Here is a 9105-nt window from a genome sequence, read left to right as displayed (position 1 = left end):
GTTGGAAATTTGATTTGAGTGTACCACAAATGGTTTATTTATTTTTCTAGCTTAATTTTACAATTCAAGAAATTTAAGATAGAACATCTATCTGAGAATAGTAACATTTTCCCGAAAGGTGTATAGTAGTAATTATCAAAAAAGGTAGGTGATCGGCATGGAATATAAACTCATAACTAGAGACGAAGAAGCAGCATTGAATTTACCGAATGAGCCGTTTGAATTATATGGCAAGTTAGTTGTTTCATTAAATAATAAACAATGGACTTATAAAGAAGAATTGTTCGAGCAAGTTGAAGAACAAACTTTTCCTAAAGAGAACTATATATATGAAGAGATTGTTGAAAAAGGATTTGCCATTGGAGCTTTTCAAGATTCAAAATGTGTCGCATTAGCAATCTTTGAAAATCACTGGAATAAGTATATGTACTTATCTGATTTAAAAGTAATGAAAGCATACCGCCGATTTGGACACGGTCAAGCATTGATTAAACAGGGTCTCATAGAAGCCCAAAGTCTAGGTTATAAAGGCGTATTCACTATTGGACAAGATAATAATTTAGGCGCTTGTAAATTTTATTTAAAACAAGGTTTTGAGATTGGTGGCTTTAACAATTACGATTATGATTTTACTCAGCAAGAGGGTAAATCGGATGTATATTTCTATTTAAATGAGATGAGAAATTAGAGAGCTTTATTAAAATATTATCATGAAAAACAAAGCTGTGTTATAATGATATATACGAAAAGAGGAGTGACACATAATGGCAAATAATTATATGACGCGTGTTTATGACAAATTATCAAAGACTTTTGAGCATGAAACAGAATTTTTACAAGCTGTAAAAGATTTTCTTGATGCAATTGAACCAGTGATTGAAAAACATCCTGAATATGAAGATTTGGCAATATTAGAACGAATTACTGAGCCAGAGAGAATTATTTCTTTTCGTGTTCCTTGGGTAGATGATCAAGGGAAAGTTCAAGTAAATCGTGGTTACCGTGTACAATTTAATTCCTTAAACGGACCTTATAAAGGTGGTATTCGCTTCCATCCATCAGTAAACCAAAGTATCATGAAGTTTCTTGCTTTCGAGCAAATCTTTAAAAATGATTTAACGGGTCTACCTATCGGTGGGGGTAAAGGTGGAGCTGATTTTGATCCTAAAGGGAAATCAGACAATGAAGTGATGAACTTTACTCAAAGTTTTATGACTGAATTACAAAAATACATTGGAGCCGATGAAGATGTGCCTGCCGGAGATATTGGTGTAGGTGCACGAGAAATTGGTTACATGTTTGGGCAATACAAACGCTTAAATGCTAAAACTCCTGGTGTATTAACTGGGAAACCCATTCCAGCTGGCGGTAGTCAAGGACGTACTGAAGCAACGGGTTACGGATTAATTTACTTTTTATTAGAGATGTTGACTGAAGTGAACGAATCAATAGAAGGTAAGAAGATTATTATTTCTGGATCTGGAAATGTAGCGTATTTTGCTGCTAAGAAAGCCATGGAACTTGGTGGTGTAGTTGTTTCATTAAGTGACTCAGATGGGGCAATTTATGTTGAAAATGGTATTGATTTAGATACTGTAAAACAAATTAAAATTGATAACCGTGGAAGAATTAAAGAATACATTGATACTCATTCAGACGCTGAGTACTTCGAAGGATCACTTTGGGACCATGATATTAAAGCTGATATTGCTTTACCATGTGCAACTCAAAATGAGATTAACGAAGAACAAGCCCAACGTTTAGTTGATAATGGAATTAAATTTGTCGCTGAAGGGGCAAATATGCCAAGCCATACAAATGCAGTAAAAGTATATAAAGAAAACAAATTATACTATGGGCCTGGTAAGGCCGCTAACGCTGGTGGGGTTGCGGTATCTGCGCTTGAGATGAGTCAAAACTCTCAAAGACTAAGATGGACAACGGAAGAAGTTGACGAGAAACTTAAAGTCATCATGAAAGATATCTTCAAACAAGCATTAGATGCAAGTAATAATTACAACTTAGATCATGACTATGCTGCCGGAGCAGATATTGCGTCATTTGAAAGTATTGCTAAATTAATGATTATGAACGGTGTCGTATAATATAGACGAATTAATAAGCTATTGGATGAATTTTTCATCTGATAGCTTATTTTTTTCTAAAATATATGTCCCTGAGAATATTTCAGGGACATATTTTGACGTTTCGTGTCCTTGAGAAAATTACAGGGACATATAATGGCGTTTCGTGTCCTTGAGAAAATTACAGGGACATATTTTGATGTTTCGTGTCCTTGAGAAAATCTCAAGAACATATTTTAGCGTTTCATGTCCCTGAAAAAATCTCAAGAACATATTTTTACATCTCCCACACTTTAAATACCCTCCAACACATCTCCTCAACAAAACAAAGGTATAATAATACTTAAAACGATTACACAATATAACAATAATGATTTGAATAATAGCCGTTACTAATAGTTTTTATCTTCTTAAAAAAACTTTAAACTTTTTTAGTTTGACAATCAAACTAATATCATTTATTATTTGACTATCAAATAGTTTGATTATTAAACGAAGTTGATGAGAGGTGATAATGAGTGGATAATGGGACCGTTACTAAAATTAACGATTATTTGGTCCAAATATTTAATGAAGTACTATTAATTGAAGAAAATTCGCTTAGACAAAGTGAGTTTTCAGATCTAACTATTAAAGAGATGCATACTATTGAAGCAATTGGTCTTGAAGGAGATTTAAGTTCATCACAAGTAGCAGAGAAATTATCTGTCACTAAAGGTACTTTGTCTGTGTCCATTCAAAATCTTGTGACAAAAGGCTATGTTGAACGGGTGCGTTTAGAAGAAGATCGTCGAGTTGTTAGACTTAAGTTGTCTAAAAAAGGAAAATTACTCTTTCGCTTGCACCGCAAATTCCATCTAGATATGGTGAGAGATACAATCGCAGGTCTAGATAAAGAAGAAGCGGAAATGTTAATAAAGGGATTAGGTAATCTACATAATTTCTTAAATGACATTAAAGAGAAATTGTAAAAAAGGAAGATGATATGAGTCGTATTATTGCTACAGGAGCGTATTTACCGGAGAAAGCTGTATCAAACACAGAATTAATCGAGGTAAATCAGTTAGACTCATCCACAGAATGGATTGAGCAACGAACTGGTATAAAACAACGTTTTTTTGCAAATGATGAAGAGACAGTGGCGAGTATCGCGACAAATGCCGTAGATAATTTACTCAGTAAACTGGATGAAGATATTCGAGATGACATAAAGTTGATTATAGTAGCAACGATGTCACAAAGAGAATATACACCTTCAACAGCCAATAAAGTGCAGTTAAATCTTAATTGTCAGAATGCCATTAGTTTTGATATTAATGCCGCATGTAGTGGATTTGTGTATGCATTGGATGTGGCTGAGAAAATGTCAAAATCATTTCCATCTGGCTACACATTAGTAATTGGTGCTGAGAAGATGAGTCAGATTTTAGATTTCAATGATCGAGGTACATCTATCTTATTCGGTGATGGCGCTGGGGCAATATTAATTGCCAATGACGGCGAAGGTTTACCTGAATATGATAGTAGCTTGTATTCTCAAGGTGATGAAAATCTATCCATCGCAGTGGCTCCAAATGAAGAAGGAAATATTACTTTGACGATGAATGGACGCGAAGTGTTCAATTTCGTTCAAAGAACGGTTCTTCCGTCATTAGATCAATTTGTAAACAAACAAGAATCTTTGGATTATATCATTAGTCATCAAGCGAACTACCGCTTTATAAAGATGATGTCCAAAAAACTAAAGATGGATTTATCAAAAATACCATCAAATATAGACCGTGTTGGGAATGTATCTGCTGGAAGTATTCCAATTCTATTAAATGAATTGGTTGAAGCAAAACAAATCAGACTAGATGGCACACAAAGTGTTGTTATGACTGGTTTTGGTGCAGGCTTAACATGGGGCGAAGTACATACAAAATTATAAAAATTATTGGAGGAAAATATTATGTTTGAAAAAATTAAAGAAATTATCGTAGATCAATTAGGTGTAGAAGAGAATGAAGTAACTTTAGAAACTAGCTTTGAAAATGATTTAGAAGCAGATAGCTTAGATATCTTCCAAGTTATCAACGAAATCGAAGATGAATTCGATATTACAATTGATACAGACCAAGACTTAAAAACAGTTGGAGATTTAGTTAGTTACGTAGAAGGATTAGACAAATAATTTTTCTCGTTAGATAAAGGAAGGTATATATGAAGACAGCCATTACAGAATTATTAAACATTGAATATCCTATTGTTCAAGGTGCAATGGCATGGGTTGCTGATGCGGATTTAGCGAGCGCAGTATCAAATGCTGGTGGATTAGGCGTTATAGGAACAGGACATGACCCTGTTGAATTAGTTCGAGAAAAAGTTGAATTAATGAAGTCAAAAACTGACAAACCATTTGCAGTGAATGTCATGCTTTTAAACGCAAATACCGAAGAGGTTGTTGATTACTTAATCGAATCTGGAATAAAAATCATCACAACAGGTGCAGGAAATCCTGCAAAATACATGCAAAGATTTCACGATGCAGGTATTAGCGTCATTCCAGTTGTAGCTTCAGTCGCTCTAGCGAAACGAATGGAGAAAATTGGAGCTGCCGCTGTTGTTGTTGAAGGGATGGAAGCTGGGGGACATATCGGTAAATTAACGAGTTTAGCTCTTTTAGCTCAAGTCACAGAAGTTGTAAAGATTCCTGTCATTGCTGCAGGAGGGTTCGGAGACGGTCGCGGATTAGCAGCAGCCTTAATGCTAGGTGCTGAGGGTATCCAAGTGGGTACTCGTTTCGTTGTTGCAGAAGAATCTAATGCTCATGATAACTTTAAGAATGCGATCCTTAAAGCAAGTGATATTGATACTGTTGTAACAGGTCAGATTACAGGACATCCAGTCCGAGTACTGAGAAACCGACTAACAAAAGAATATTTACAAGTCGAGAAAGAAATCACAAGTCTTCCAGGCCAAGACTTTTCACGCTTAGAGCAAATGGCTCAAGGTGCTCTAAGAAAGGCCGTTGTGGAAGGCGATACAGTAGGTGGATCAATGATGGCTGGCCAGATTGCCGGTTTAATTAAAGAAAGACGAACTGTTAAAGAAATTATTGAAGATTATATTCAAGTAGCGAAAGAAACATATAAGGAAAAAGCAAATTATTTTAAAGCTTAATTGGAAGGGTGATTTTATGAAATTGGCTATTATATTTAATGGTCAAGGTGCACATTATGAGGGGATGGGAATGGATTTTGTCGAAGCATTTCAAGAAGCAAAAGAAATCTTCACTCAAGCAGAAGACATCACTCAATTACCGATTCAAACGTGGAACAATTCTGATATCAATCAATTGGCTTTAACAAAAAATGCTCAACCTGCAATCGTTACAACAAGCTTAGCTATTTATGAATCGATTAAAACTAAACTCCCAGCCATACAATATATGGCTGGGTTAAGTTTAGGCGAGTATAGTTCTTTAATTGCCAGTGATGTATTAGAACTTGACGAAGGATTAAATTTAATTAAAAAGCGTGGAGATATTATGTCTGCGTACTGTGAACACATCGAAAAGGATGCAAGTTACCTTATGGCAGCTGTAATTAATATGCCCATCGATGAAATTAAGACACTTGTTGAAAGTATTCATACTGAAGAGACACCTTTATATATTGCTAATTACAACTCGCCAACTCAAATAGTTGTCGCTGGGATAAAAGAAGCAGTCACTGCTTTTAGAAAAGAAGCAAAAAGTTTAGGTTATCGGAAAGTCATCCCATTAAAAGTAGAAGGACCTTTCCATACTCCGATTATGAAAGGGATGCAAGCAGACTTCGAAGAAGTACTTGCCGACATAAACTTTCAAGCAGGAACAGTTCCAGTAATTAGTAATGTAACTGTTGAGAATCATTCAACAGATCAGATTCGTACTTTATTAAGCGACCATTTGGTTAAACCAGTGAAATGGTTCCCAACGGTTCATCGCTTAAAAGAAGAAGGAATTACACATGTTATCCAAATTGGACCAGGAAATACCTTAGCTAAATTAATGGCGAAGGATGAATTGGCTCCAGAAGTTTTTGTAGTGGATAAAGTTGACGATGTTGAAGAATTAACACAATGGTTAAGTAGTGGAGGGAAATAATGACATTAACATGTTTAATCAGCGGTAGCTCAAGAGGAATTGGTCTAGGTATCGCTAAACATTTAGCAGAAGCTGGGCATCAAGTAATTTTAAATAGTCGTAAACCATTTGCTGAGGAAGTACTTCAAGAATTTGCTGACTATGAATTGGAAGTAGGTCAAGCCATCGGAGATATTAGTGACTTTGATGGAGCGAAACAACTTGTTGAGGAAGTTCGCGAAACATATGGCAGAATCGACGTTTTAATTAATAATGCGGGTATTACAAGCGATGGATTATTCCTTCGTATGACAGAAGAAGATTTTGATAACGTGATCAATACAAACTTAAAAGGAACTTTTAACTTAACAAGATTTGTATCACCGATTATGTTAAAACAAAAATCTGGGACAATTATTAATATGTCTAGTGTTGTAGGTGTAACAGGAAATCCAGGGCAAGCAAATTATGCTGCCAGTAAAGCAGGCGTAATCGGTTTAACTAAGTCTTTAGCGAAAGAGCTAGGAAGTCGATCAATCACTGTCAATGCGATAGCGCCAGGTTATATTGAAACAGATATGACTGACGCTTTGAGTGATAAAGTTAAGAAAACAATGTTAAGTCACATTCCATTAAAACGCTTTGGTCAAGTTGAAGAGATTAGTTCTGTCGTTGATTTCTTGATTACTAACCGATATATTACCGGTCAAGTCATCGAAGTTAACGGTGGATTACATATTTAAGGAGGATTCTATGAGAAGAGTCGTAATAACAGGTCTAGGAACTGTATCACCTATTGGTAATAGTGTCGATGCATTCTGGGATAGTGTATTAACAAATAAATCAGGTATTGCACCAATTGAAGGTTTTGATGCATCTGAAACAGGCGTAACTGTTGCAGGGGAAGTTAAAGGCTTTGATGCAAGAGAAGAATTAGGAAGAAAAGATAGCCAGAGAATGGACAAATTCTCACAATTTGGTGTCGCAGCAAGTAAAGAAGCTGTTGAGATGAGTGGTTATGATATTTCAAGTAATCCATTTAATGTAGGGGTAATGGTGAGTTCAGGAATTGGTGGACTACATGCTATTCAAAACGGTATTTTAAAGATGAAAGATAAAGGTACTAAAAGAGTACCGCCTTTATTTGTTCCATTAACAATTGGTAACATGGCCGCTGGGAATATTTCAATGCAGTTTGGTGCACGTGGAATCAGTTTAGATATTGTAACAGCTTGTGCCAGTGCAACTAATGCGATAGGTGAAGCGTTTATTAAGATTCAAAATGGTTTATTAGATGCTTGTATCGCGGGTGGCGCTGAGTCAACGATTAACGAAATCGGAATCTCTGGTTTCGCGGCTTTAACTGCTTTATCTACAAATGAAGATCCAGCAAAAGCGTCTCGTCCATTTGATAAAGATCGTGATGGCTTTGTTATGGGTGAGGGTGCTGGGATTGTATTCTTAGAATCATTAGAATCAGCTCAAGCACGTAATGCAACAATTTATGGTGAAGTCGTTGGTTATGGTTCAAACTCAGATGCTTACCACATGACTGCTCCATTACCTGACGGAAGTGGTGCAGGAGAAGCGATGCTCCAAGCCATTAAGATGGCAGGTATTCAACCAGAAGACGTTGATTATATCAATGCTCACGGAACAAGTACACCAACAAATGATTCAGGTGAAACGACAGCGATTAAATATGCTTTAGGAGATCACGCACATAAAGTACCAATTTCAAGTTCTAAAGGACACTTTGGACACTTATTAGGAGCAGCTGGTGGTGTTGAATCAATTATGACGGTTAAAGCATTACAAGAAGGCTTTATCCCACCAACATTAGGCTTAGAAAATTCAGACGAAGCATGTGATCTTGACTATGTACCTGGTGAAGGACGTAAACAAGACATTCAATATGCTCTATCTAACTCGCTAGGTTTTGGTGGACATAATGCGGTACTTTGCTTTAAACGTTGGGACGGTGCGTAATTTTGAATCAAGAACAATTACTATCATTAATCGATAAATTAGATCAATCTTCATTAGCTTTCTTAAACTATGAAACAGACGATGTAAAACTCGTTCTTTCAAAAGAAATGCCTAAAGAAGCCCCGGTTTACTACGGTCAACAAGAAGAAAGTAAACCAACACCAACACCGACAGTGGAGCAAGAAACAGCTCCAACTCAGATCGATGAAACGAAACCAGTAACAAACGACATCGACGTTGAGGAAGGTGTATTAATTACATCACCAATGGTTGGGGTAGTATATTTACAACCTAACCCAGATAGCGATGCTTTCGTTAAGGTTGGTGACACTGTGTCTGAAGGAGATACAGTCGTAATTATAGAAGCAATGAAATTAATGAATGAAATTCAAGCGAACCATTCAGGAACAGTTGTAGAAATTCTTGTTGAGAATGAAACTGTTGTTGAATTTGGTCAACCAATTATGAGAATTAAGTAGGAGGAAAACAATGACACTATTAACAGCAACTCAAGTAATGGAAATTATTCCAAATCGTTACCCAATTTTCTTTATCGATGCAGTGGATGAATTAATTCCGGGTGAAAAAGTTGTCGCACGTAAGAACGTGACAATTAACGAAGAAGTATTCCAAGGACACTTCCCTGGAGAACCTGTATTCCCAGGCGTTCTAATTGTAGAATCATTAGCACAAGCCGGATCAATTCCATTATTATCATTAGAAGGATTTGACGGAAAGACAGCTTACTTAGGTGGTTTAAATAAAGTTAAATTCCGTAAAAAAGTTGTTCCTGGAGATGTATTACGTCTTGAAGTTAATATTAAAAAACTAAAAAGTAATGCAGGTATCGGAATTGGTAAAGCATACGTTGGGGATAAAGTCGTATGTGAATGTGAAATGACATTCATTATAGGGGCGAAATAA

At 36.1% G+C, this 9105-nt stretch carries 11 protein-coding genes; all 11 read left to right on the top strand.

Annotation, left to right across the window (positions count from 1 at the left end; all coding sequences use genetic code 11):
- Window positions 1-157 precede the first annotated feature (157 nt).
- The 11 genes from ACFO5Y_RS06565 (at window position 158) to fabZ (ending at window position 9105) form a co-directional block, all read left to right on the top strand.
- Entirely contained in the window at window positions 158-688 is a 531-nt protein-coding gene (locus ACFO5Y_RS06565; protein ID WP_197104799.1) for a GNAT family N-acetyltransferase, read from the top strand.
- A 76-nt stretch (window positions 689-764) separates the two neighbouring features.
- Complete coding sequence (gene gdhA, locus ACFO5Y_RS06560) at window positions 765-2105, top strand: NADP-specific glutamate dehydrogenase (protein WP_197104798.1); 1341 nt, start codon at window positions 765-767, stop codon at window positions 2103-2105.
- Between the two features lie 497 nt (window positions 2106-2602).
- The gene (gene fabT, locus ACFO5Y_RS06555) at window positions 2603-3055 is read left to right on the top strand and encodes a fatty acid biosynthesis transcriptional regulator FabT (RefSeq protein ID WP_197104797.1); all 453 of its coding nucleotides are present in this window, start codon (window positions 2603-2605) and stop codon (window positions 3053-3055) included.
- A gap of 14 nt (window positions 3056-3069) precedes the next feature.
- On the top strand, window positions 3070-4014 hold the full coding sequence (locus ACFO5Y_RS06550) for a beta-ketoacyl-ACP synthase 3 (protein ID WP_197104796.1): 945 nt from the start codon (window positions 3070-3072) through the stop codon (window positions 4012-4014).
- 21 nt (window positions 4015-4035) lie between these two features.
- Window positions 4036-4257 carry an acyl carrier protein gene (locus ACFO5Y_RS06545; protein ID WP_138404065.1) on the top strand — a complete coding sequence of 74 codons (222 nt, stop codon included), beginning with the start codon at window positions 4036-4038 and terminating at the stop codon, window positions 4255-4257.
- A 29-nt stretch (window positions 4258-4286) separates the two neighbouring features.
- On the top strand, window positions 4287-5246 hold the full coding sequence (gene fabK, locus ACFO5Y_RS06540) for an enoyl-[acyl-carrier-protein] reductase FabK (RefSeq protein ID WP_197104795.1): 960 nt from the start codon (window positions 4287-4289) through the stop codon (window positions 5244-5246).
- Between the two features lie 16 nt (window positions 5247-5262).
- Window positions 5263-6213, top strand: coding sequence for an ACP S-malonyltransferase (locus ACFO5Y_RS06535; RefSeq protein ID WP_197104794.1), 951 nt, complete (start codon window positions 5263-5265; stop codon window positions 6211-6213).
- Window positions 6213-6935, top strand: a complete 723-nt coding sequence (gene fabG / locus ACFO5Y_RS06530; RefSeq protein ID WP_197104793.1) for a 3-oxoacyl-[acyl-carrier-protein] reductase — start codon at window positions 6213-6215, stop codon at window positions 6933-6935. The genes ACFO5Y_RS06535 and fabG overlap by 1 nt, the downstream gene beginning before the upstream one ends.
- 10 nt (window positions 6936-6945) lie before the next feature.
- A complete protein-coding gene (gene fabF / locus ACFO5Y_RS06525) occupies window positions 6946-8181 on the top strand; it encodes a beta-ketoacyl-ACP synthase II (RefSeq protein WP_197104792.1) in 1236 nt (411 codons plus the stop codon).
- Window positions 8182-8183: 2 nt separating this feature from the next.
- Window positions 8184-8660, top strand: a complete 477-nt coding sequence (gene accB, locus ACFO5Y_RS06520; protein WP_138404060.1) for an acetyl-CoA carboxylase biotin carboxyl carrier protein — start codon at window positions 8184-8186, stop codon at window positions 8658-8660.
- Between the two features lie 10 nt (window positions 8661-8670).
- Window positions 8671-9105, top strand: coding sequence for a 3-hydroxyacyl-ACP dehydratase FabZ (fabZ, locus tag ACFO5Y_RS06515; protein WP_138404059.1), 435 nt, complete (start codon window positions 8671-8673; stop codon window positions 9103-9105).

Origin of the sequence: Ruoffia tabacinasalis (genome assembly GCF_042652985.1) — a bacterium.
GTDB classification, from domain to species: Bacteria; Bacillota; Bacilli; order Lactobacillales; family Aerococcaceae; genus Ruoffia; species Ruoffia tabacinasalis.
The sequence above is the reverse complement of the archived record's forward strand: the minus strand, read 5'-3'. Positions and strand labels throughout refer to the sequence as shown.

What these genes read in the sequence shown, in the direction of transcription:
- fabK (WP_197104795.1), top strand. Translation starts at nt 4,287, where the DNA reads ATGAAGACAGCCATTACAGAATTATTAAACATTGAATATCCTATTGTT.
- fabF (WP_197104792.1), top strand. Translation starts at nt 6,946, where the DNA reads ATGAGAAGAGTCGTAATAACAGGTCTAGGAACTGTATCACCTATTGGT.
- ACFO5Y_RS06550 (WP_197104796.1), top strand. Translation starts at nt 3,070, where the DNA reads ATGAGTCGTATTATTGCTACAGGAGCGTATTTACCGGAGAAAGCTGTA.
- ACFO5Y_RS06565 (WP_197104799.1), top strand. Translation starts at nt 158, where the DNA reads ATGGAATATAAACTCATAACTAGAGACGAAGAAGCAGCATTGAATTTA.
- ACFO5Y_RS06535 (WP_197104794.1), top strand. Translation starts at nt 5,263, where the DNA reads ATGAAATTGGCTATTATATTTAATGGTCAAGGTGCACATTATGAGGGG.
- fabG (WP_197104793.1), top strand. Translation starts at nt 6,213, where the DNA reads ATGACATTAACATGTTTAATCAGCGGTAGCTCAAGAGGAATTGGTCTA.
- gdhA (WP_197104798.1), top strand. Translation starts at nt 765, where the DNA reads ATGGCAAATAATTATATGACGCGTGTTTATGACAAATTATCAAAGACT.
- fabZ (WP_138404059.1), top strand. Translation starts at nt 8,671, where the DNA reads ATGACACTATTAACAGCAACTCAAGTAATGGAAATTATTCCAAATCGT.
- ACFO5Y_RS06545 (WP_138404065.1), top strand. Translation starts at nt 4,036, where the DNA reads ATGTTTGAAAAAATTAAAGAAATTATCGTAGATCAATTAGGTGTAGAA.